Annotated in this window: 20 protein-coding genes; 12 read left to right on the top strand and 8 right to left on the bottom strand. The window is 63.5% G+C overall.

Annotated features, from left to right (window positions below; all coding sequences use genetic code 11):
* Nucleotides 1-7 precede the first annotated feature (7 nt).
* On the top strand, nt 8-1,600 hold the full coding sequence (locus ACRECS_RS03045) for a long-chain fatty acid--CoA ligase (RefSeq protein WP_431581481.1): 1,593 nt from the start codon (nt 8-10) through the stop codon (nt 1,598-1,600).
* 48 nt (nt 1,601-1,648) lie between these two features.
* Here the strand turns inward: ACRECS_RS03045 and ACRECS_RS03050 are convergent, their stop codons facing one another.
* From ACRECS_RS03050 to ACRECS_RS03065, 4 genes are all read right to left on the bottom strand, one after another.
* A complete protein-coding gene (locus ACRECS_RS03050; protein ID WP_431581482.1) occupies nt 1,649-4,018 on the bottom strand; it encodes a bifunctional diguanylate cyclase/phosphodiesterase in 2,370 nt (789 codons plus the stop codon).
* Nucleotides 4,019-4,041: 23 nt separating this feature from the next.
* A complete protein-coding gene (locus ACRECS_RS03055; RefSeq protein ID WP_431581483.1) occupies nt 4,042-4,533 on the bottom strand; it encodes a hypothetical protein in 492 nt (163 codons plus the stop codon).
* A 472-nt stretch (nt 4,534-5,005) separates the two neighbouring features.
* On the bottom strand, nt 5,006-6,079 hold the full coding sequence (locus tag ACRECS_RS03060; protein ID WP_431581484.1) for a PA0069 family radical SAM protein: 1,074 nt from the start codon (nt 6,077-6,079) through the stop codon (nt 5,006-5,008).
* Between the two features lie 55 nt (nt 6,080-6,134).
* Nucleotides 6,135-6,524 (bottom strand): RidA family protein, encoded by a 390-nt coding sequence (locus ACRECS_RS03065; protein ID WP_431581485.1) that lies wholly within the window; start codon nt 6,522-6,524, stop codon nt 6,135-6,137.
* A 395-nt stretch (nt 6,525-6,919) separates the two neighbouring features.
* On the opposite strand from ACRECS_RS03065, the gene ACRECS_RS03070 reads away from it, so the two are divergent.
* Entirely contained in the window at nt 6,920-7,408 is a 489-nt protein-coding gene (locus tag ACRECS_RS03070; RefSeq protein WP_431581486.1) for a hypothetical protein, read from the top strand.
* A 63-nt stretch (nt 7,409-7,471) separates the two neighbouring features.
* Here the strand turns inward: ACRECS_RS03070 and ACRECS_RS03075 are convergent, their stop codons facing one another.
* Nucleotides 7,472-8,407, bottom strand: coding sequence for a hypothetical protein (locus ACRECS_RS03075; protein ID WP_431581487.1), 936 nt, complete (start codon nt 8,405-8,407; stop codon nt 7,472-7,474).
* A 147-nt stretch (nt 8,408-8,554) separates the two neighbouring features.
* Between ACRECS_RS03075 and ACRECS_RS03080 the strand changes: the two genes are divergently transcribed.
* Together ACRECS_RS03080 and ACRECS_RS03085 are read left to right on the top strand one after the other, a co-directional pair.
* Nucleotides 8,555-8,725, top strand: coding sequence for a hypothetical protein (locus tag ACRECS_RS03080; RefSeq protein ID WP_431581488.1), 171 nt, complete (start codon nt 8,555-8,557; stop codon nt 8,723-8,725).
* A 15-nt stretch (nt 8,726-8,740) separates the two neighbouring features.
* Nucleotides 8,741-9,085, top strand: a complete 345-nt coding sequence (locus tag ACRECS_RS03085; protein ID WP_431581640.1) for a YbjN domain-containing protein — start codon at nt 8,741-8,743, stop codon at nt 9,083-9,085.
* 12 nt (nt 9,086-9,097) lie between these two features.
* Here ACRECS_RS03085 and moaB read toward each other — a convergent pair whose 3' ends face one another.
* The 3 genes from moaB to ACRECS_RS03100 are packed head-to-tail and all read right to left on the bottom strand — an operon-like array spanning nt 9,098 to nt 12,142.
* Nucleotides 9,098-9,625, bottom strand: a complete 528-nt coding sequence (gene moaB, locus ACRECS_RS03090) for a molybdenum cofactor biosynthesis protein B (protein WP_431581489.1) — start codon at nt 9,623-9,625, stop codon at nt 9,098-9,100.
* Nucleotides 9,615-11,414: a transglycosylase SLT domain-containing protein gene (locus tag ACRECS_RS03095; RefSeq protein ID WP_431581490.1), complete on the bottom strand. Its 1,800-nt coding sequence runs from the start codon at nt 11,412-11,414 to the stop codon at nt 9,615-9,617. The genes moaB and ACRECS_RS03095 overlap by 11 nt, the downstream gene beginning before the upstream one ends.
* Nucleotides 11,411-12,142 (bottom strand): uracil-DNA glycosylase, encoded by a 732-nt coding sequence (locus ACRECS_RS03100; protein WP_431581491.1) that lies wholly within the window; start codon nt 12,140-12,142, stop codon nt 11,411-11,413. Before ACRECS_RS03100 ends, ACRECS_RS03095 begins: the two co-directional genes overlap by 4 nt.
* A 118-nt stretch (nt 12,143-12,260) precedes the next feature.
* On the opposite strand from ACRECS_RS03100, the gene ACRECS_RS03105 reads away from it, so the two are divergent.
* The 8 genes from ACRECS_RS03105 (at nt 12,261) to ACRECS_RS03140 (ending at nt 21,994) form a co-directional block, all read left to right on the top strand.
* On the top strand, nt 12,261-13,922 hold the full coding sequence (locus ACRECS_RS03105; RefSeq protein WP_431581492.1) for an electron transfer flavoprotein-ubiquinone oxidoreductase: 1,662 nt from the start codon (nt 12,261-12,263) through the stop codon (nt 13,920-13,922).
* 7 nt (nt 13,923-13,929) lie between these two features.
* Nucleotides 13,930-15,531, top strand: coding sequence for a tetratricopeptide repeat protein (locus ACRECS_RS03110; protein WP_431581493.1), 1,602 nt, complete (start codon nt 13,930-13,932; stop codon nt 15,529-15,531).
* Nucleotides 15,528-16,355, top strand: a complete 828-nt coding sequence (locus tag ACRECS_RS03115) for a 4-(cytidine 5'-diphospho)-2-C-methyl-D-erythritol kinase (RefSeq protein ID WP_431581494.1) — start codon at nt 15,528-15,530, stop codon at nt 16,353-16,355. The genes ACRECS_RS03110 and ACRECS_RS03115 overlap by 4 nt, the downstream gene beginning before the upstream one ends.
* A 205-nt stretch (nt 16,356-16,560) precedes the next feature.
* Entirely contained in the window at nt 16,561-17,295 is a 735-nt protein-coding gene (locus ACRECS_RS03120) for an N-formylglutamate amidohydrolase (RefSeq protein WP_431581641.1), read from the top strand.
* Between the two features lie 8 nt (nt 17,296-17,303).
* A complete protein-coding gene (gene ilvD, locus ACRECS_RS03125; RefSeq protein WP_431581495.1) occupies nt 17,304-19,025 on the top strand; it encodes a dihydroxy-acid dehydratase in 1,722 nt (573 codons plus the stop codon).
* Nucleotides 19,012-19,425: a hypothetical protein gene (locus ACRECS_RS03130; protein WP_431581496.1), complete on the top strand. Its 414-nt coding sequence runs from the start codon at nt 19,012-19,014 to the stop codon at nt 19,423-19,425. Before ilvD ends, ACRECS_RS03130 begins: the two co-directional genes overlap by 14 nt.
* Entirely contained in the window at nt 19,422-20,813 is a 1,392-nt protein-coding gene (locus ACRECS_RS03135) for an NAD(P)H-hydrate dehydratase (protein ID WP_431581497.1), read from the top strand. Before ACRECS_RS03130 ends, ACRECS_RS03135 begins: the two co-directional genes overlap by 4 nt.
* Entirely contained in the window at nt 20,810-21,994 is a 1,185-nt protein-coding gene (locus ACRECS_RS03140) for a class I SAM-dependent RNA methyltransferase (RefSeq protein WP_431581498.1), read from the top strand. Before ACRECS_RS03135 ends, ACRECS_RS03140 begins: the two co-directional genes overlap by 4 nt.
* Nucleotides 21,995-22,389: the final 395 nt, after the last annotated feature.

Raw genomic sequence — 22,389 nt, forward strand, 5'->3', positions numbered from 1 at the left:
GGTGTGAATGCTGGGTGGAATGCAGGATTTCGAGCTTCGGGTTCCGAGGCTGATCGACCACGCCGCGCGCGAGCATGGCACCAGGGAGATCGTCAGCGTCTATGCCGATGGGCAGGAGGTTCGCACCAACTGGGCCGGCATTTCGCGCGATGCGCGCAAATTGTGCCAGGCGCTCGAACGGCTTGGCTGCGGCAAGGGCGACCGCATCGCCACCCTGGCGATGAACCATAGCCGTCATCTCGTCTCCTGGTACGGTGCGATCGGCATTGGCGGCGTGATCCACACCATCAATCCGCGCCTGTTCGACGAGCAACTGGTCTATATCGCCAATCATGCCGAAGACCGGGTGCTGTTCTACGACAAGCAGTTCCAGTCGCTGGTCGACCGGCTCAAGCCGCAATGGACCAGCATCAAACATTATATCGCGTTCGACGATGACGGCCCTGATGGCTTCGAGGCGCTGATCGCTGCCGAGGACGGCGATTATGCGTGGGTCGAGGGTCCGGAGCGTGATCCGTGCATGCTCTGCTATACCAGCGGGACCACCGGCAACCCGAAAGGCGTGCTCTACGAACATCGCTCGACCATCATCCATGCGATGGCTGAGGTGGCGCCCTGGGTGTTCAATCTGTCGGCCAATGCCGTGGTGCTGCCGATCGTGCCGATGTTCCATGCCGCATCCTGGGGGCTGCCCTATGCCGGCGCGATGGCGGGCGCGAAGTTCGTCTATTCGGCGGTCAACGACCCGAAGGTGCTGTGCCGGCTGATGAATGACGAGAAGGTGACGCATTCGGCCGGCGTGCCGACGGTATGGCTGTCGATGTTCCAGCATATGGATGCGACCGGGGAGGAGCCGCGCCACCTGCAGCAGGTGACGATCGGCGGCTCGGCGGCGCCGCGCGCGATGATCGAGCGGATCATGGGGATGGGCGTGGTGGTCAAGCACCTCTGGGGCATGACTGAGACTTCGCCGATCGGCACCGCCGGTTTCCCGCCGCCGCATTGGGACGAGATGACCCTGGGCGAGCAGCTTGACCTGGTGTCGCGCCAGGGATCGATCCCGTTCGGCGTCGAATTGCGCGTGCTCGATGACGAGGATCGCGAACAGCCGCGCGACGGCGTCAGCTCCGGCCGGCTGCAGATCCGCGGCCCCTGGGTGGTGAAGCGCTATTTCAAGGCTGAGGCCGATGCGGTCGATGCCGACAATTGGTTCGACACTGGCGACGTCGCCGTGCTCCATCCCGACGGGACGATGCAGATTACTGACCGGGCCAAGGACGTGATCAAGTCGGGCGGCGAATGGATCAGCTCGGTCGAGCTTGAGAACGCCGCTATCGGCTGTGCCGGGGTTGGCGAGGCCGCCGCAATCGGCATTTATCATCCGAAATGGGATGAGCGTCCGCTGCTGCTGGTGGTCAGAAAGCCGGGCAGTACCGTCACGCCCGACCAGATCACCGCGCATCTCAGCAATCATGTCGCGAAATGGTGGCTGCCGGACGAGATCGTGTTCGTCGATGACTTGCCGCACACCGCGACCGGCAAGCTGCTCAAGACCGAGCTGCGCGCGCGGTTCAAGGATTACAAGCTGGCGGCTGCCTGAAAGCTGGCTGGATCACCGATCCGGCGGCACATGCCGGATCGGCGAACCTCAAGCCCGATTCAGCCGGACGCCGTCCAGCTGGACAATCTCCGCCGGGTGAACCGTTCTGCTGGGCTCTGCGCCGGGCTTGCCGAGCAGAAAGCCCTGCAATTGTGAGCAATTCTGTTCGGTGACGATCAGGCGCTGAGCCTCGGTTTCGACGCCCTCGGTCACGACTGGCAAATTCAGGCTATGGCCAAGGCCGATGATCGCACGGACAATCGATCGCGCGGCCTCGTCATGCTCGATCGCCGCAGTGAAGCTGCCGTCAATCTTGATCTTGTCGAACGGGAAGCTTTGCAAATTGCTGAGCGACGAATAGCCGGTGCCGAAATCGTCCATCACGATGCGCACGCCAAGCGCGCGCAGGCGATGCAGCAGCACCAGGACGGCGTCGCGATCGCGCATCAGCACGGCTTCGGTGATCTCGAGTTCGAGCCTGGTGCCGTCCAGCTTCGTCCGGTTCAGCACGTCCGCGACCTGTTCGCAGAAATTGGGCAGCTGAAACTGCACCGGTGAGACATTGACCGCGATGGTGAGCGGTTCCGCCCAGCGCGCGGCTTCGGCGCAGGCCTGTTCCAGCACCCACGCGCCCAGTTCGACGATCGTGCCGCTCTCCTCCGCGATCGGAATGAAAATGGCCGGGCCGATCACCCCGCGCTCCGGATGGACCCAGCGCAGCAGTGCTTCATAACCGGCGACCTGACCGGTCCGGGCGGCGATCAGCGGCTGATAAGCGACGGAGAGCTCATTGCGCAGGATCGCGCGACGCAGATCATGACCCAGTTCACGCCGGATGCGGGCGGCTTCATCCATTGCGGCGTCGAAGAAGCAGGCGGTGCCGCGCCCGGCACCCTTGGCGCGGTACAGTGCCGTGTCGGCATTGGTGCGCAGCTCATCGCTGTCCGATCCATCGGCCGGGAACAATGCGATGCCGATCGTGACCCCGACGGCCTTGGGGTCGCGGGCCATGTTCATCCGCTCGGCGAAGCCGGCGAGTACACGGTTTGCGAGCTGACTGGCCGATTCCGGCTGAGCGGCGCCGGACTGGATGATCGCGAACTCGTCCCCGCCAAGGCGCGCGATCGTGTCGGTCGGGCCAGTCACATCGCGGAGAATGTCGGCCACCTTGCGCAGGATGCGATCGCCTTCGCCATGGCCGAATATGTCGTTCGCCGCCTTGAAACGATCCAGGTCGAGGCAGAGAATCGCGACTTGCTCGTCACGCTGCGCGGCCAGGCGCAGCGCCAGGTCCATGCGATCGTCGAACAGCGCGCGGTTGGGCAGGTCGGTCAGTGCGTCATGATGCGCCAGATGCTCGATTCTGCGCTCCGATTTCTTGCGCTCGGTGATATCACGAACCACCAGGACGTGAGATTCGCGACCGCGATACTCGATCGTGCGGCATAAGATCTCGATCGGAATTTCGCCGCCATCAGCGTGCAGAAGCGTTATTTCGGACGGACCGTCGGTGTCGCTGCAGCAATTCAGGCCCTCCGGTCCCAGAACGAGTATGGCGGTCGGCGAACGGCCTGTCAGGTGGGACGATGTCCAGCCCGACAGTTCGACAAGACGTTCATTGATGTCGAGGATCCGATCGTCCCTGACGATCAGCAGGCCTTCGAGCGAGGCATTGGCCAGCCCTCTCAGATCCGTGAGATGGCGGTCGAGATAGGCCGCGCCGAACGCTGCAAGGATGAGAGCTGTGGAAACGGCAATGACGATCCCGGCGAGCAGCGATCGATCGATCGATACGCCGGTGACAATAATGGTCGGGTCCGGCCGCAGCGTGACGCCGCTCATCGAGGTGAAATGAAGGCTGCAGATGGCGAGGACGAACAGCGCCGTGGCAATGGTAAATCGCCGGATACCGCGAAACGCATGGAATGCCAGCAAGGCGAGGGACGCGAATATGGTGCCGGCCAGCACGGCCGATACAGTCACCGGCACATCATAGCTAAGCCGTGCCGGCGCTTCGATTGCGGCCATGCCCGTGAAATGCATGGCCGCGACGCCAAGGCCAAGGACGGCACCGCCGATGGCGAATGATGCGGCATTGCCTCGCCCATGCGCGACGATGCTGGCGACGCCTGCGGTGGCGATCGCGACGATGATCGATAGGGCCGTTGCGTATGGCGCGTAGCTGATCGGAAAATCGCTGTCATAAGCGAGCATCGCGATGAAATGCGTCGCCCATATGCCGGTGCCGCAAGTAATCGCAGCAGTCGCCATCCAGCGATATCGGTGCGCACGTTCACATTCCTGCACGCGCTGGAACAATAGCATGGTGGTGAAGCTGCCGATCAGGCAAATGACCGCCGCGACGACAATGAGCCGCCAATCATGCTGGTGCTGAATGCAAGCTAGGACAGAAAACATCGGTTTCTCCTATGCTTGTGTTGCTAAAGGCGCCTCGCTAACGAAAAATAAAAATGTCCTGCAATCTCAGTGCGTTTACTCCATAATGGATGTTCTTGATGAGTCGGGGCGTGGAAGAGGGAAATCTTGAAGTTCTGCTTCATTGCGTTCAGCTTCCCAGGGACAACCACATGCCCGAAATAACCCATCACAGCCTGAAACAGCCACGCTGTCCGTGCTGCCGCGGCGAGGGCGCGCTGATCTTCGCCTGCTGCCCCGACTGTCGCGCGATGTTCGGCGTGTGCGAAGAAAGCGGCGCGATGGTCGATCTGCGACGGTTCGAGATTATCCCTTTCACTTGCCCCGGCTGCGCGACCGCTTTCGCGACATTTGCCGATATCATGCCGGCGTCCGAAGAGATGTTGCGCCGATTGGGTTATGCCGGTGACCAGATAAGGGCCGAAACCGGCCGGGTATTCAACTGAGGGCAGGGCGTCCTGCTGAGGGTCACCTGATTCCGGCGCAGGAACCCTCATCGCTTGTCGAAGGCTCGGCCTGATAAAATCTTCGCAGTTCCACGCGTGGCATCATCAATTTAGTATAAGTATCTGATATTGAATAATATTATTCTGGATCTCGCTGAAGCGACGGCGGGAGATATGGGACACAACCGGTGTCCCATATCTCCCGCCTCTGATCCCCGCAATCCAGTCGATTGCGGCGATTCAACCATCACCCCGGACCGGGCATGTCATTCCTTGCCGGACTGTATCGGCACGCTCTTTCTGATTGTCGAAAAACAGGATTGCCGCAGCGCTACCGGCGCGATCAGGGCCGGATGAGCCGCGGCTTGCCGACGCGCATCGCTGCGACGAGCAGCGCATAGTTCAATTGCAAACCAGACCCGCCGTTGAAAACAGCGGCTCCCGGATGGGCCGTGCACCATGCGGGAAGCTTACCCGGCGGGAAGACTGTCCATCCTGGTCAAGCGCGTCTACCCGGTAGCGCTTATCCGAACAGGTCGCCTTGCGCACCCTTTGGCGGCCGGAACAGATCACTGCGTACGATGATGCGCTCGTTGTTCAGCCCGTATTTCCGGCAGGCGATGTGAAATCGCGTCCTGAGCAGTTCGGCCCATGGCCCTTGCCCGCGCATTCGTGTGCCGAAATTCGGGTCATTGTCGCGCCCGCCGCGAATGTCCCGGATCGTCGCCATCACCTTGCTGGCCCGGTCGGGAAAATGCGTATCGAGCCAGGCGCGAAACAGCGGTGCGACCTCGTGCGGCAGCCGCACCGGTAGATAGGATGCGCTGCGCGCGCCGGCTTGTGCGGCCCGTTCGAGGAGATGCTCCATCTCGTGATCGGTAATCGCCGGAATGACCGGTGCGATCGAGGCGTGGGTCGGAATGCCGGCGTCGGTCAGCTTGCGCAGTGCGGCGAGCCGCCGTTCCGGCGCGGGCGCGCGCGGTTCGATCGTCATGGCGATGCGCGGATCGAGCGAGGTCACCGACAGTGCCACCGCCACCAGCCCGCGTGCCGCCATGGGGGCGAGCAGGTCGATATCGCGCACGACGCGATCCGATTTGGTAGTGATGGTCAGCGGGTGGCCGGTCTCGGCCAGCACCTCGATACAGGCGCGCGTGATACGCCATTCGGTCTCGATCGGTTGATAGGGATCGGTGTTGGTCCCGAACGCGATCGGCCGGGCGACATAACCCGGCTTCGACAGCTCGGCGCGCAGCAGGGTCGCCGCGCTTGGCTTGGCGAACAATCGGCTTTCGAAATCGAGACCGGGCGACAGGTCGTGAAAGGCATGCGTGGGCCGGGCGAAGCAATAGATGCAGCCATGTTCGCACCCGCGATACGGATTGATCGAGCGGTCGAAGCCGACGTCTGGCGACTGGTTGCGGGTGATGATGGTGCGCGGCTTTTCGACTGTCACCGTGGTGCGCAATTTGGGTGCTTCGCCATCGACCTCGCCCTGCGCATCGAGCCAGTCGCCGTCCGCTTCTCGTTCGGGCAGGTTGAAGCGGACACTGTCACGATTGAGCGTAGCGCCGCGCGTGGGGCGATTTCCGGCCATTCGCTCCAGCTAGCGGGATGAGTAGAACATAGCAAGAACAATATGATCGGCCCGGCTACGGTATGCGCGCAATGACCTTGATCTCGAAATCAAAGCCCGCCAGCCAGTTCACGCCGACGGCGGTCCAGTTTGAGTAAGGCGGCTCGCCGATTTCCTTCAGTCGGACGGTGTTGATAGTTTCCCACTGAGCGGCCGGATCGGTGTGAAAAGTGGTCACATCAACGACGTCGTCAAAAATGCAGCCTGCGGCTTTCAGCACCGCCGTGAGATTGTTGAAGGCAAGCTGGACTTGTTTCTCGAAAACCGGCTCGGGCGATCCGTCCTCGCGGCTGCCGACCTGACCGGACACGAACAAAAGATCGCCGGAACGGATTGCCGCCGAATAACGATTGATTTCATAAAGAGCTTGCCTGCCGGCTGGGAAAATTGCGTCACGCTTGGCCATTTTTCGCTCCTATTCAGAGAACGTCCACACGCCATCATGAGCGAGCAAGCATTCATATACGTCTCGTATGTGATTACGTGGTAACATACGCGTTGTATGTCAATGAGCCTGTGCATCCTATGTGAGCTTATGACGGCGGACAGCGATCCGAACCGCGTAGCTGCCGGAATGCCGGAAACTGAGCCTTCTCGTTGAAGGACAGTGGAGATCGGCCATTTCGATAATGGCGCATCCACAAAGGTGATCAAGGGATGTCGGCCATGTAGCTGGATAATATTACGATGGATTGCTGAAGCCCGCAGCCAGATGTTACCAGATTGGTGTAAAACTCGATCGCGTCATTTCGAATAACGCGATAAAAGCAACATGAAAAAAAATGAGAGGGAGATGCCGCAATGAAAATATTTTCAAGAGCAGCCGTGACCACCTTTCTGGCTTTGGGCCTGATCGCTACTCCAGCCTTGGCAAATCCGATCACTTCGCCGACCCTTGGTCAACCTGTAACGCTTGCGGGCAGCCTCACGATTAGCGTATTCGGTCTTGGCACTTCGACTTGTACTGCAGTGCTGAACGGCGCCGTGACCAGCGTGGGATCCGCATCCGTACCGGGAGTTGTCACGTTCACATCAGGCGGCATAGCGGGGCCAACGGGATGTTCATCGAATAATTTCGCGTACCCCGTGGTCGTTCGGACCGTATCCAAAACCCTGGTGAGGGTTGATAATTTAATCCTTGCTACCCCTGTGGGAAATTGTTCCAAAGCGCTTGTCGACTTGAACTATAACAATGCGACAGGGGCAGCGACATTGCCGACGACAAATATGCCGCCCTGCATCCTTTCGGGAACACTGCAAACATTATTGTCTCAGCTTGTTATCGGCTGACATCTGGAAACGCTTGGACCACTCGGCCAGAATGGCCAGGGCAGGTGGCGGTAACGCCGTTGGCTAGCTTTTTTCCGCAGCAATAAAGGCGAGCAGCGCTTTTTCCAGCGGATCCAGCCTTTGGTCGGCATCGATCCGTGAGGTCAGCCATGCCTGTTCGTCCGCAACCACGGCGCGATCGGCGGCGACGGCGGCATCATGATCGACCGGCTGAGGCTTCTTGCCGAAAACGCTGCGGAATCCGTCATTGATGTTTGATTCTGCAAGGCGACCGAGAAAACCGCCGACGCCGGATCGCGTATCGTTCATGACGCTATCGAGCTCGGTGGCGCGCTCATGGCTGAGTGGCTGATAATCGCTATGCGCCATCAGGTGATTGCCGACGGCCTGGACGAACAGAGTCTGCCATTCCGGTGCATTGGCGGCAGCGAGCGTCGCGTCCTTGATGCGGAACAGCATGTCGGCCTCGGCGCGGCTGACCAATGCCGGGCCGTCACCGGCCTGCGCGTAGAGCAGCCGACGCAGCAGCTTGACCTCGGTGGCGTTGATCGACCCGGCGTCAAGCGATCCGCCGTCGCGGGTCGGGCCGGTGCTGGTCAGCACGATCGTCTCGATCTGGCGCAGGGCATAGGTTTTCAGCGCCTCGGGCACGTTGGTCGCGCTTTCCAGGACCTTGACCAGCAACTCCAGCTCGCCGAGCGAGTCCACACGGCCATCGCCGTCGACCCTGGCCATCAGCCAGCCGGCCTTGGCGTCATCGACATAGCCTCTCGGCGATTGCTGTTCGACGAGATAAGCATTCATCGCCTCAACGAAGAAATCGACCCACTCGCGCGATTTGCTCTTCACGCTGGTGTTCAGGTCGAAGATCGCATCGGCCTCGGCCGGCTCGATCGCGCCGTCGGGCCAGACGATCCGACGCATCGCCAGCGTATCCTCGGACGTCAGCTCGGCCTTGGCTTTCAGCCTGGTGGTCAGATCGAAAATCGGCGCGGTCATACGAAAATGCCTCTCGAGGGATCGAGGGCATAATAGCGTCAGGGATTTAACAGTCGCTTACGGGGCCTGCTGCGGGGGTTCGGAACAAACTCCGGTTGATCGCCACGATTGCCGCGGTAGATCGACAGGGGCTTCAGGGAGAAAACAATGTTCAGAATGGCCATTTCCGCGCTGGCGCTGTCCGGCGCCCTGATCATCGCCACGCCGTCGCTGGCCAAGGACGAGGTGCAGGACCGGGTTATCGACGTCAGCGATATCAAGACGGTCGCCGGGGTGATGATGCAGGCCGGATACAAGGCGGACATCAAGAAAAGCTAGTCCGGTCAGGAATATATCGTCAGTGGCGCCAATGGCAGCGAGTTCACCGTCCGCTTCTATGGCTGCAAGAACAACACCGGATGCGATTCGCTCGAATTCTTCTCGTGGTACAAGAAAAAGCCCTATTTTTCGCCGGAGCTGGCCAATGAGTGGAATCGCGACAAGCGGTTTCTGAAGGTCGCGATCGACGCCGATGGCGATCTAGTGGAATATATCTATCTCAGCGCGATCGGGAAAATGACCTATGCCAACTTCCTCGATTACATCGACTGGTATGCGCAGATGGACGCTTCGCTCGGCAAGTTCCTGAACGAAAAGGCCGAGCCGGCGAAGGAGGCAGCCAAGGACGCGGCGAAATAATGTCGCAGCCGGCTATCGCTCCATCAGCCGCGGCATCAGCTCGACGAAGTTGCAGGGCTTATGCCGGCTATCGAGCTGATCCCTGAGGATGCCGTCCCAACCGTCCATCACCGCGCCGGTCGATCCCGGCAGCGCGAAGATATAGGTGCCGCGTGCGACACAGGCGCAGGCGCGAGACTGGATGGTCGAGGTGCCGATCGTCTGGAAGCTGAGCCAGCGGAACAGCTCGCCAAAGCCCGGAATGGGCTTGTCCTGTACGCGTTCGATTGCTTCGGGCGTCACATCGCGCCCGGTCACGCCGGTACCGCCGGTGGTGATCACGCAATCGACCTGATCATCGTCGATCCATCGCGTCAGCCGGTCGGCGATTGTCGCAACGTCATCGACGACGATCGCCCGGTCGGCGAGCACATGACCTGCGGCCAGCAGGCGATCGACCAGCGTGTCGCCCGACCGGTCGTCGGCAAGCGTGCGGGTGTCTGATATTGTCATCACCGCGATCCTGACCGGCAGGAACGCGGCGCTTTCGTCAATTGGCACTGAAGGACACGTTTGGCGCCTTTGCGCTCAGCCTGACCGACGACGCGCCGGGAAGGCCCGGGAAACGCGGCCACATGCCCTGCGACAGCGCGACACGGCTCGGCGACACGGTCTTGCCGCTCTGGCTTTCATACATCCAGTAATTGCGCAGCACGGTCGAGACATAACCGCGCGTTTCCCAATAGGGGATCGATTCGATGTAGAGCAGCGGATCGCCGCCATCGCGCGACTGCGCATTCCAGATCTGCACCGGCAGCGGCCCGGCATTATACGCCGCGATCACCTTGGGCAGCAGCCCGCCGGTCAGCGGCAGGTCGCGCAATTGTTCGAGATAGCTTTGTCCGACCTCGATATTGGTCGAGGGGCGGGTAAGGGCCGAGCGATCGAAGCTACGGCCCTGCTTGCGTGCAATATCGCTCGCCGCGCCTGGGCGCACCTGCATCAGGCCGTAAGCACCCGCGCTGCTCACCACGTCGGTGCGGAATTTCGATTCCTGCAACGTGTGGGCATAGACCAGCGAGCGATCGACTCGCCAGCCGCCATCGGGCGTCCAGTTGGGGGCAGGGTAGCGCGCCTCGATCGAGGCGGTCGCGCCAACCGGGCCGTTATGGGCCAGCCATACCAGGGTGCCGGGCAGGTTGAGCGTTGAGGTCAGCCGGACCAGCGAGCCGAATTCGCTTGGATCGCCCAGCTTGGCCTGCTGCTTGATCACTTCGTCGGCGAGGTTGTTCTCGCCGATTTCGACCAGCGCCGCGGCGACGCGGATATTGGGCCGACGGCCGAGCGCCTGCCAGTCACCCGCGATATAGCTGGCGGTGTGCGGAGCTGCGTCGCGGATGCCCAGCGTCTGGCGCGCGAGCAGGCCGTAGAATGTTTCACGGTATTGCGACGCGCTTTTCAACCGCGCCTCGATCCGCTCGGGCCGGCCGCAAGCCATATCGGCGCGTGCCGCCCAATATTGGCCCGCGGCACGCAGTTCGATGTCGCTCGCCCGCCCGGCGACCGTCTCGAACCCGCTCTCCGCTGCCGTACAATCATGCTGACGCCATGCGGCAAGCGCATTGACCCAGTCGCCCTGAACCGCCCAGTCGCCGACGCCGCGTGCCGCCTTGGCCGCCATCGTCCGCGCATTGGCGTCGTCGCCCTGCAGATAATAGATCCAGGAGACTTTCTGCTCCCATTCGGTCTGGGCTTCCGGGCTCAGCCCTTCGGTGGCGTCGAGCAAAGCCTGCGCCTCGGGGCCCTGGTCGGCTTTGACGAAGGGCTGCATCTTGATCGCCAGTTCAGCGGCAACCAGGTCGCTCTTGATGCTCTTGGCGCGCGTCCGGACCGGCGCGCTGCCCAGCCAGGTCAGCCGGCGCGTTTCGGGCAGCGCGGGCAGGTCGATCGCGCCGCGCGATTTCGCCATGGTCAGGATCTGCGTCGCCTGTGGCAATTCCGGCGCTTCGTTGAGCAATTTCATCAACGGGTCGAGATCGGCCTTGGGCGATCCCTTCGCGGTGAGCAGCTCGGCCCGGGCGATGGCGTGTAGCGGGCCGGGCTTCATCGAATCGAGCTGGATTTGCGCGTCGAGCCACTTCTGTGCCCGGATGCTGGCGAAGACCGCGCGATATCCCTCGCGTTGGGTAGCATCGAGCTGGGTCGGGATGCCGGTCCCTGAACGAGCCGTATCGGCGCGCGCGATATCGGGGATGGCACCATCGGCGGTGTCGGCGGCATGAGCCTGGCTCAGCGGCACTACAGCTAACGCACAGGCCAGCATGGCCTTTCCGGTCGCGTTTCGGATCATGAATCCAATCCCCCGATCAACATCTGCAGGTCTTTCCAGGCCTCGGCCTTGAAAGCCGGTTTTTCGAGCAGGAAGCGCGGATGGAAACTCGCGACCGCCTCAATCTCGGTTTCTACCGTGCCAACCTTAAGGTTAAGCGTTCGTAAACCACCGCGCGCGCGCGCCGCATCCGCCCCAAGCAACGCACGGCTCGGCGCATTGCCGAGCAAAAGCACCCGTTTTGGGGCGGCGAGCGCGACATGATGCCGCACCAGTTCGTTCAATCGCTCCTCGATCTCCGGAGAAATACGTCCGCTGCCCGGCCGGGCGGTGCAGACGGCGGCGAGATAGATCGATGCACGGTCGCGGCCGATCGCGGCGAGCATCCGATCGAACAGCCGTCCGACAGGGCCGCTCATCAATGTGGCGGCCGCGGCATCCTCGCGCTCAGGCAAGTCGACCAGCACCATCAGATTGGACGAAGCAGCACCCTGCGCCGGGATCATCTGTTCGGGCCAGCCCGCTTCCGGCGCGTCCGAGCCCGATCGCCAGGTGTTAAAGGCGTCCAGCGTATCCGGCAGCACGAATGGTGCGGCGACCTCGGATATGGCTTCAACCGGTGCCGGCTCAACGCGCGCCAGCCAGTTGCGCGGCGCTTCGTCGATCGTCGCATCGACGCCGGCCTCGCGCCACCAGTCGATTGCGCTCGCCGCGGCGTGTCGCCAGTCGAAATTTTGGTCAGCCCCCATCACTTGCCTTAGAGTCACTAGTTGACGGCGCGGTCAATTCGCTGGCACCGGGACAAGGACAAGACGTTCCCGGGACGCGACGAGCGCGCGTACGAGGGTGTCATGACGGAGGACGAAGATGAGCGACCGTGAGTCGATGCCCTATGACGTGGTGATCGTCGGCGCAGGCCCGGCGGGGCTGGCCGCGGCGATCCGACTGAAGCAGCTTGCCGCCGAAAAGGGCAGCGAATTGTCGGTCTGTGTGCTCGAGAAGGGCTCCGAAGTCGGCGCGCATATCCTGTCGGGCGCGGTCGTCGACCCCAAGGCGCTTGATGAATTGATCCCCGACTGGCGCGAGCGGGGCTGCCCGATGGCGGAAGTGCCGGTCAACGACAACCAGCACTGGATCCTGACCAGGACCAAGCAGTTCGGCATGCCGCACTTCGTCACGCCGCCGTTCATGCATAACAAGGGCACCTATACCGGCAGCCTTGGCAATCTGTGCCGCTGGCTGGCAGGGCAGGCGGAGGAACTCGGCGTCGAGATTTTCCCCGGTTTCGCGGCCGCCGAGGTGCTGTTCAATGACGATGGCTCGGTCAAGGGCGTCGCGACCGGCGATATGGGCGTGGCGCGCGATGGCACGCACAAGCCGGATTATACGCCGGGTCTTGAGCTCCATGCCAAATACACCTTCTTTGGCGAAGGCGTACGTGGGCATTTGTCCAAGGAACTGATCCGCAATTTTGACCTGGCCAAGGACAGCCAGCCGCAAGTCTATGGCCTCGGCATCAAGGAATTGTGGGACATTGATCCCGAGAACCATTTCCCCGGCCGGGTGATTCACACCCAGGGCTGGCCGCTGACCGAGACCGAGGGCTCGAACGGCGGCGGTTTCCTCTATCATCAGGCCAATGGCCAGGTCGCGCTCGGCTTCGTCACCTGGCTCAACTATTCCAACCCCTACCTCTCGCCGTTCCAGGAAATGCAGCGCTGGAAGACGCATCCGGCAATTGCCGCGATCCTGAAGGGCGGCAAGCGCGTCTCCTATGGGGCACGTGCGATCAGCGATGGAGGGTTCCAGTCGGTGCCGAAGCTGGTTTTCCCGGGCGGCGCGCTGATCGGCGACAGCGCCGGCTTCCTGAACGTGCCGCGCATCAAGGGCAGTCACACCGCGATGAAATCGGGCATGATGGCCGCCGAGGCCGCGTTCGATGCGGTGACGGCGGGCCGCGAGCATGACGAGCTGGCAGCCTATCCCGACGCGTACAAGACCAGCTGGGTCGCCAAGGAATTGTCCAAGGTGCGCAACGTGCTGCCCCTGGTCGAAAAGTTCGGCGAGCTGATCGGGTCGGGCCTGGCCGGCATCACCATGTGGGCCGAGCATCTGGGCATAAAAATGCCCTTCACGATGAAGCAGCATAAGGACAATGAGACGCTGTGGCGCAAGGATCTGGTCAAGCCGATCGTCTATCCCAAGCCCGACGGCGTGCTGACCTTCGACCGCCTCTCCTCGGTGTTTTTGTCGAACACCAATCATGAGGAGGACCAGCCGGTCCATCTGACGCTGAAGGATCCGGCCATCCCGGTCGAGTATGATCTGCCAATGTATGACGAGCCGGCGCAACGCTATTGCCCGGCGGGCGTTTACGAGATTGTGGGTGAAGAAACCGGCGATCCGAAGTTCGTGATAAACGCGCAGAATTGTGTCCACTGCAAGACGTGCGACATCAAGGACCCGACCCAGAACATCAATTGGGTCGTCCCCGAAGGCGGCGGAGGGCCGAATTATCCGAACATGTAACCGCCTGTTGCTGCTGGGGCTCACGCTGGGCAGCGCCGGTTCGGTGTCGGCCAATGTCGGCCCGACCGTCGATCTGACCGCCTATGCACGAGCTCGCGCTGCCGATGGCGATGGCCGTACGCAAATCGCGGTGGCGGGTTACGACAAGGCACTGCTGCAGGCGCCGGAAAGCGTCACCGTCGCGCGGCGCGCCTATCGCGAAGCGCTCGAGGCGGGCGATGACGCGCTGATTGACCGGTCGCTGGCTGTCCTCCAGAAAAATGGCGAGGCGCCACCCGACGCGGCGTTGCTGTCCCTCGCCACGGCAATCAGGAAGAACGACCTTCCCGCCCAGAATGCCGCACTGGAACGCATTGGCAAGGGCCCGTTCGAATTCGCCCAGGCATCACTCCGGGCCTGGGTGGCCTTCGGCGCTGGCGGCGATGCGCTGACCGCGCTCGATCCGGCAAAGGGCAAGGCGGTCGCGCGCCGCTTCAATGCCGAAAACCGCGCCCTGCTGCTGATCGCGAGCGGGCGGATCGACGAGGGCGTGATCGCGCTCCAAGCATTGCTCGGCACGGACCAGGCGAGCCTCGATCTGCGTGTCAACGCGGCGCAACTGCTTGCCGGGGAAGGGCGCGGCGAGCTCGCCCAGGCGCTGTTGCGCGGGGATGACCGGGTGATCGTCGCGTTCCGTTCGCGGCTCGGTAATGGCGTGAAGCCATCGGCCGCGTTCGGCCTGTCGCGCCTGCTGCTGCGGCTTGCCGCTGATCTGGCGGAAGGTGATCCGACGCCGATCTCGATTGCCCTGATCCGCGCGGCACTGCGGGTCGAACCCGACAATGACCGGGCAAAATTGCTGCTCGCTGACGCCTTGTCGCGCAACGATGCCAGTGAGGGCGCGCTGCTGGCGCTGCAGGCGATCGGCCCCGACAGCCCATTCCATGCCGTCGCGCTCGATGCGCGCATCACTGTACTCAATCGCGCCGGGGATTCGGCGCGGGCGCTGCTTGCGGCGACTGCGCTGTCGGCCGCGCCCGGCGCGGACAGCGAAGATGCGACACGGCTCGGCGGCCTGTTTCTCACGGCGCGGCGCTATAATGATGCGGCCAAGGCCTTCACCTTGTCGATCAAGCGCGTCGGAAACGACGTCACCTGGGCGCATTATCTTCAGCTCGGCAGCGCGCTCGATCAGGCGAAACGCTGGCCGGAAGCGCGCAAGGCGCTGGAAAAGGCGGTTGCGCTCGCACCAGATGAACCGCTGGCGCTCAATTATCTCGCCTATGCCCGGATCGAGCGCGGTGAGAAGGTCGCGGAATCGCGCGCGATGCTCGAACGCGCCAGCAGCCTGGCGCCCGACGACGCCTCGGTCACCGATTCGCTCGCCTGGGCGTATTTCCGCACCGGCGACGCGCCCCGCGCGCTGCCACTCCTCGAACGTGCCGCGCGAGCCGAGCCTGCCAATGGCGATATCGCCGAGCATCTCGGCGATGCCTACTGGGCCGTCGGTCGCCGCTATGAAGCGCGCTATTCCTGGCGGGCCGCGGCAATCGTCGCCAATCCGGGCGATACTGCGCGGCTGGCCGCCAAAATCGCCTCCGGCCCGATCGAGGGCGCCCGGCGCCCGTGATCACCGAAAAAGCGCCGGCCAAGATCAACCTCGCGCTGCACGTCCGTGCACGCCGCGCCGACGGCTATCATGAGATCGAGACGCTGTTCGCGTTCCTCACAGATGGGGACGAGATACGACTGACGCCGGGCCCCATCCGGTTCGACATTGAAGGCCCGTTCGCGGCTGGACTGGCGAGCGAGGACGGGAATCTGGTGACACGTGCAATCAGGATATTTTCACAAGAGTTTCAATTATCAGGTGAAGTGTCGGTCGTTCTGCAAAAGAACCTGCCCATTGCCTCGGGTATTGGCGGCGGTTCGGCGGACGCCGCCGCGACCTTGCGCGCGCTGGCCGGCTTGCATGGCATTCCACTCGACGATCGCCGCCTGGTCGCCTGTGCCGAGGCGCTCGGCTCCGATGTTCCGGCCTGCCTGCTTGGCCGGAGCGCGATGGGTACGGGCAGGGGGGAGCGACTTCAGCCGTTGGATGGCCTGTCGGGGACACCGGTGTTGCTGGTCAATCCCGGCGTCGCTGTGTCGACCGCAACGGTGTTCGGCGCATGGGACCGAGTCGATCGCGGCCCGATCGGCGATGGCGCCCTGCTCGATCGTGCGCGAGGCGGCCGAAACGATCTTGAAGCGCCGGCCCGAGCCGCGGCGCCGGTGATCGGCGAGGTGCTCGGTCGGCTGACGCAGCATGCCGATCCGATTCTGGTTCGCATGTCCGGGTCGGGCGCGACCTGCTTCGCACTTTATCGGACGGCGCAGGAGCGAAGCGCCGCCGCTGCCGAAATCCGCGCCAGCCAGTCGGACTGGTGGTGTCTCGAATCGACACTTGCATGACAGTTTTCCGTCCTGAAATGGTACAAGGCGAAGCCAGTCGATGTCGGTCGCCTTCGCGCGATGCATCTGGCACCACTCTTGCTCCGTATCGATTGAACGGATCCGTCGCCTTGCGTGTCGCGTCCGCCGATGGTCCACGGTCCTTCCGCGCGCCATCCGACCTGAAGGGCGGTGGGCAATGGCCCGCCGCTCTTCTCGTCTCCGCATGAGCCTCCCCACGCTAATCGACGGCAGGAGCGGTGGCATCCTGCTGATCTGCGACCATGCGTCCAACGCCGTGCCCCCGGGCATCGACCTTGGCATCGATCCGGCCTTGCTCGACAAGCATATCGCAATCGATATCGGTGCAGCCCCACTGACCGAAGCATTGGCGGCACAACTCGGGGCGCCGGCAATCTTCGCCACCGTATCGCGCCTGGTCATCGACCTTCACCGCCAGCCCGATCACCCGTCACTGATGCCGGCAATCAGCGACGGGCATGCCGTCCCGGGCAATATCGATGCAGACCGCACCTCGCGTATCGCTCGCTTCCATGCGCCCTATCATCGGGCACTGGCTCAGCTGATCCGGCAGCACCGACCAACCTTGCTTGCCTCAATCCACAGTTTCACGCCCGAACTCGAACAGGGCGGGGCAGGGCGTCGCCCGTGGGAGGCGGGCATTCTCTATAATCGCGACACCCGCGCGGCGCGTCTTGCCGTCGCGCTCCTTCGCGAAGCCGGCATCCCGACCGGCGACAATGAGCCCTATTCCGGCCGGATCCTCAATGCGACGCTCAACCGGCACGGGGAGGCCAATGGCATTGCCAGCCTGGCGATCGAAGTCCGCAATGACGAGATCGCCAATGCCCCCGGCGTTGCACGCTGGGCCGAAATTCTTGGCCCGATGCTCGAATCCGTGCGCAATAGACTTGCGCGAAAGGCATCTCCCGCGACATAGGCTGTCGCATGACCCGCATATTCGACAAGTCTCGCCTGCCGAGCCGCCATGTTTCAGTCGGTCCGGAACGCGCCCCGCATCGCAGCTATTATTATGCCATGGGCATTTCCGAGGAGGATATCGCCCGGCCGTTCGTCGGGCTTGCCAGCGCCGGAAACAACTCCGCGCCGTGCAACACCACGCTCGATGCCCAGGCCGATGCGGCGCAGGCCGGCGTCATCGCGGGCGGCGGGATGCCGCGCCGCTTCAATACCATCACCGTCACCGACGGTATCGCGATGGGCCATCAGGGAATGAAATCCTCGCTGGTCAGCCGCGAGGTGATCGCCGATTCGGTCGAACTGAGCGTGCGTGGCCATTGCTATGACGCGCTGGTCGGCTTTGCCGGCTGCGACAAATCGCTTCCCGGCATGATGATGGCGATGCTGCGCCTCAACGTGCCGAGCATCTTCGTCTATGGCGGGTCGATCCTGCCCGGCAGCTATCACGGCAAGGACGTCACCGTGGTCGATGTGTTCGAGGCGGTCGGCCAATACGCCGCCGGCGGATGCCCCTTGCAGGAACTGATCGAGCTCGAAAAGGTCGCCTGTCCGGGGCACGGCGCGTGCGGCGGTCAGTTCACCGCCAATACCATGGCCTGTGTCGGCGAAGCGATTGGCCTGTCGCTGCCCAATTCCAACATGATGCCGGCGCCGTATCGCGGCCGTGACGAGATCGCCCGCGCCGCCGGCGATCAGGTCATGGCTTTGCTCGAGGCCAACATCCGTCCGCGCGACATCTGCACGCGCGAGGCGTTCATCAACGCTGCCCGCGTCGTCGCGGCGACCGGCGGATCGACCAACGGCGCGCTGCATCTTCCCGCCATGGCCAATGAGGCGGGGATCGAGTTCGACCTGTTCGATGTTGCAGAAGCTTTCAAATCAACACCTTACATCGCTGACCTGAAGCCCGGCGGGAAGTATGTCGCCAAGGATATGTACGAAGCGGGCGGCGTCTATATGCTGATGAAGACGATGCTTGAGGGTGGATTCCTCGACGGCAATTGCCTGACCGTGACGGGCAAGACCCTCGGCGAGAATATCGATCAGGTCACCTGGAACCCCGACCAGAAGGTCATTTATGACGTCAAGACGCCGATCACCGCGACGGGCGGCGTGGTCGGCCTGCGCGGCAGTCTCGCGCCCGATGGCGCGATTGTGAAAGTCGCCGGCATGCACCGCCTGCAGTTCAGCGGTCCGGCACGGGTGTTCGATTGCGAAGAGGATTGCTTCGCGGCGGTCGAGGCGCGCAACATCGTCGAGGGCTGTGTGATCGTCATCCGCTATGAGGGGCCCAAGGGTGGCCCCGGCATGCGCGAAATGCTGTCGACCACCGCCGCGCTCTATGGACTTGGCCTTGGCGAGAAAGTCGCGCTGATCACCGATGGCCGTTTTTCGGGCGCGACGCGCGGTTTCTGTATCGGCCATGTCGGACCCGAGGCAGCCGATGGCGGGCCGATCGCGCTGGTCGAGGATGGCGATATCATCAGCATCGACGCGGCTGTCGGCACGATCGACCTCGATGTCGCGGACGATGTGCTGGCGGAGCGGCGCGCGCGTTGGCAGCCGCGCACGAACGAGTACCAGTCCGGTGCGCTGTGGCGCTATGCGGCGACGGTCGGCCCGGCTTATAAGGGCGCGGTCACGCACCCGGGAGCCAGTGCCGAACGCCATGTCTATGCGGATATCTAGCGCAAGCCTGCTTGTTCTCCCTATCGCGTTCAGCCTTGCCGCGTGCGGCGAGACCAAGACCGACCATTCCACCCTGGCCAAGGTCGAGGCCGAACAGCGCGCCGCGGTCGAGGACAAGGGCGAGCTGGTCTGCGCCCGGGGCGGTTCGAATGATTTTGCGCGCGTCTGTACCGTCGACCGCGAAACCACCGCCGATGGCCTGATCCTGACCGTGCGCCATCCCGACGGGGCCTTTCACCGCCTGCTGGTGACCAAGGACGGGCGCGGCGTGGTTGCGGCCGACGGGGCGGAACAGGCCAAGGTCACCATATTGGCCGACAACAAGATCGAGGTCGCATTGGGCGGGGATCGCTATCGCCTGCCGGCCACCGTGCGCGGACCCGCTGCCAAGAAGCCATGACGCCACTTGCCGGCAACCCCATTGTTACTGCAGCAGAAATGCGCGCGGCGGAGGACGTCGCGATCACCGCCGGCACGACCGTCGACGCGCTGATGGGCCGCGCCGGGGCAGAAGTCGCCCGGGCGATCCTGCGGCTCGCATCGGGCAGCGAGGTGCTGATCCTGTGCGGTCCGGGCAATAATGGCGGCGACGGCTATGTCGCGGCCGCGGCGTTGCGCGAGTGGGGCTTGCCCGTGCGTGTTGCCGCGCTCGCGCCACCGGCGACCGAGGCGGCGCGCACTGCCTGTGCAGGCTGGACCGGACCGGTCGAGACGCTGGCCGAGACGAAATCCGCACCGATCCTGGTCGATGCCCTGTTCGGTACCGGCCTGTCGCGACCGCTCGATCCGGCGATCGTCGCGGTGCTGAAGCGGTTGAATGCCCGCGCACGGCTGTCGATCGCGGTCGACCTGCCGAGTGGTTTGGACACCGACCGCGGTGTGGCGCTTGGCGATATTCCCACGGCTGACGTCACGCTGGCGCTCGGTGCGCCGAAACCTGCGCATCTGCTATATCCGGCCGCCGGCCTGTGCGGGGCGGTCCGTGTCCTCGATATCGGCGTAGCGGTCTCGAGCGATGCCGCAGTGCTGGCCGCGCCCGATCTGCCGAACCCTGGCCCGGACTCGCACAAATATTCGCGCGGCATGGTCGCGATCATCGGCGGCGACATGCCCGGCGCCGCCGAACTGTCGGCGATTGCCGCACTGCGCGCCGGTGCCGGCTATGTCCTGCTGCTCACCGACCATGGCGCGCCGCAGCCGCATGCCGTGGTGCGCAAGGCGTTTGCGCCGGATGCGTTGACCGACAAGCGCATCGGCGCGGTGATCATTGGTCCCGGCCTTGGGCGTAGCGATGCGGCATGTTCACGCCTCGACCAGGCTCTGATGTCATCGGCGTCGCTGGTGATCGATGGCGATGCACTTCATCTGCTCGACACGGCGCGTCTCGAAACCCTTCGCGATCGCGCCGCGCCGGTGATCATGACGCCACATGCCGGTGAGTTCGATGCGTTGTTCGGGAAGGGCGACGAGAGCAAGATCGACCGCGCCCGCGCGGCCGCAAAACGGTCTGGTGCGACAATCGTCTTCAAGGGCGCCGATACCGTCATCGCGTCGCCACAGGGAGCAGTTCGTATTGCGCAAGCGGCCAATGCCTGGCTGTCGACCGCCGGCACCGGCGACGTCCTGGCCGGTGCGGTCGGCGCTTTCCTGGCGGGAGGTGGAAACAATGCTTTCGATGCCGCCTGTGCCGGCGTATGGGCGCATGCCCGCGCCGCACAGCGACTGCGCGGCGCCTTTATCGCCGATGATCTTGCAGACGCCCTGACGGCCGTCAGGAGCAGAGTATGACCGACACCATCGTCCGCGTCGCCGCCCGAGGCGAGGGCATCACCGCCGATGGCCGCCACGCCGCACTGGCCGCGCCGGGCGATCTGCTGACGATCAGCGGCGACGTCATTCCGGGCCCGCATCATCAGGCGCCGCCATGCCGCCATTTTCCGCGCTGTGGCGGGTGCCAGCTGCAGCATCTCGATGACGCCAGCTATAGCGACTTCATCACGGACCGCATCGTCGGCGCGCTGGCGGCGCACAGCCTCGACACCGACATTCGTGCGCCGTTGCTATCGCCGCCGGCCAGCCGCCGCCGCGCCGCGCTGCAGGCCGAGATGAAGGGCGGCCGCATCCAGATCGGTTTCAGCGAAAATGCCAGCCATGTGCTGGTCGATATTGAGGAATGCCATATCCTCACCCCGGCGCTGTTCGCGGTGATCGCGCCGCTGCGGCCCCTGCTCGCCAAATTCCTCAAGAAGAACCGCCGTGCGCGCCTGCATCTGACCGAGGCCGATCAGGGCATCGATCTGCTGATCGAGGGGATCGAGCCGGAGGGGCTGGCTGCGGCCGAGGCGATCAGCGATTTCTGCAGTCAACACAATGTCGCGCGCTTCGCGATCGACAGCGGCCTTGGCCCGGAAGTCCGCTGGGAACCCGAGCCGGTCACCATCACGTTGAGCGGCGTGCCTGTCGCCTTGCCAACCGGCGCCTTTCTTCAGGCGACGCGTGAGGGGGAGGCGGCGCTGGTCGCGGCAGTGCGCGAAGCGATTGGCGGGGCGACCACGACGGCCGATCTGTTCGCCGGCCTCGGCACCTTCACCTTCGCGCTGCCGGGCCGCGTTTATGCCGGTGAAGCGGCGCGCGATGCGATCGGTTCGCTCAAATCGGCGGCCGCGCTGGCCCGTCGCCAGATCTTCGCTGATCACCGCGACCTGTTCCGGCGTCCGCTGACCGTGGTCGAACTGGACCGGTTCCAGGCGATCATCGTTGATCCACCCCGTGCGGGCGCGCGTGAACAGGCATTGCTGATGGCCGAGTCTCAGGTACCCGTGATCGCCTATGTTTCCTGCAATCCCAGCAGCTTTGCACGCGATGCGGAGATGCTGTGCAAAGGCGGTTACAGGCTCGACTGGATTCAGCCGGTCGGCCAGTTCCGCTGGTCGACTCATGTCGAACTGGCGGCGCGGTTCAGCCGTTAACGGCCTATATCAGGCGCGTTGTAGCGGCCATGGCCATGCGCGAGGCCATTGCACTGATGGCATCGGGGCATTGCTGTTCTCGACACCAAGAAAGAGCGCGCCGGTACAAGTCCGGCAAGCAACGAGATGCCTGATCCCGGGTGATGGTTGAATCGCTGCCGGCAACGGACCTCCGGCGGGCGGGGCGGCGGGAGATATGGGACACCGGAAGTGTCATATCTTTCGGGCTGTCGCGTCGGCGGGATATCGGCCCCGAAATCGCGCCCAGCTCAGGCCATCCTGCGATAAGAAGCTGGAGATATGGGACACCGGTAGTCGCATATGTTGGGCCGCCGTCCGGCGGAACTGGCCGTATAATATCATTATATATCAGGTATTTAAAGACAATTGGCGAC

Source organism: Sphingomonas sp. (assembly GCF_050725575.1).
Lineage (GTDB): Bacteria > Pseudomonadota > Alphaproteobacteria > Sphingomonadales > Sphingomonadaceae > Sphingomonas.

Excerpts from the sequence above, each read along its gene's own strand:
- ACRECS_RS03070 (WP_431581486.1), top strand. The coding sequence starts at position 6,920 with ATGAAAATATTTTCAAGAGCAGCCGTGACCACCTTTCTGGCTTTGGGC.
- ACRECS_RS03065 (WP_431581485.1), bottom strand. The coding sequence starts at position 6,524 with ATGGCCAAGCGTGACGCAATTTTCCCAGCCGGCAGGCAAGCTCTTTAT.
- ACRECS_RS03075 (WP_431581487.1), bottom strand. The coding sequence starts at position 8,407 with ATGACCGCGCCGATTTTCGATCTGACCACCAGGCTGAAAGCCAAGGCC.
- ACRECS_RS03135 (WP_431581497.1), top strand. The coding sequence starts at position 19,422 with ATGACGCCACTTGCCGGCAACCCCATTGTTACTGCAGCAGAAATGCGC.
- ilvD (WP_431581495.1), top strand. The coding sequence starts at position 17,304 with ATGACCCGCATATTCGACAAGTCTCGCCTGCCGAGCCGCCATGTTTCA.
- ACRECS_RS03105 (WP_431581492.1), top strand. The coding sequence starts at position 12,261 with ATGAGCGACCGTGAGTCGATGCCCTATGACGTGGTGATCGTCGGCGCA.
- ACRECS_RS03095 (WP_431581490.1), bottom strand. The coding sequence starts at position 11,414 with ATGATCCGAAACGCGACCGGAAAGGCCATGCTGGCCTGTGCGTTAGCT.
- ACRECS_RS03055 (WP_431581483.1), bottom strand. The coding sequence starts at position 4,533 with ATGAGGGTTCCTGCGCCGGAATCAGGTGACCCTCAGCAGGACGCCCTG.
- ACRECS_RS03060 (WP_431581484.1), bottom strand. The coding sequence starts at position 6,079 with ATGGCCGGAAATCGCCCCACGCGCGGCGCTACGCTCAATCGTGACAGT.
- ACRECS_RS03130 (WP_431581496.1), top strand. The coding sequence starts at position 19,012 with ATGCGGATATCTAGCGCAAGCCTGCTTGTTCTCCCTATCGCGTTCAGC.
- ACRECS_RS03140 (WP_431581498.1), top strand. The coding sequence starts at position 20,810 with ATGACCGACACCATCGTCCGCGTCGCCGCCCGAGGCGAGGGCATCACC.
- ACRECS_RS03120 (WP_431581641.1), top strand. The coding sequence starts at position 16,561 with ATGAGCCTCCCCACGCTAATCGACGGCAGGAGCGGTGGCATCCTGCTG.
- ACRECS_RS03050 (WP_431581482.1), bottom strand. The coding sequence starts at position 4,018 with ATGTTTTCTGTCCTAGCTTGCATTCAGCACCAGCATGATTGGCGGCTC.
- ACRECS_RS03045 (WP_431581481.1), top strand. The coding sequence starts at position 8 with ATGCTGGGTGGAATGCAGGATTTCGAGCTTCGGGTTCCGAGGCTGATC.
- ACRECS_RS03080 (WP_431581488.1), top strand. The coding sequence starts at position 8,555 with ATGTTCAGAATGGCCATTTCCGCGCTGGCGCTGTCCGGCGCCCTGATC.
- ACRECS_RS03100 (WP_431581491.1), bottom strand. The coding sequence starts at position 12,142 with ATGGGGGCTGACCAAAATTTCGACTGGCGACACGCCGCGGCGAGCGCA.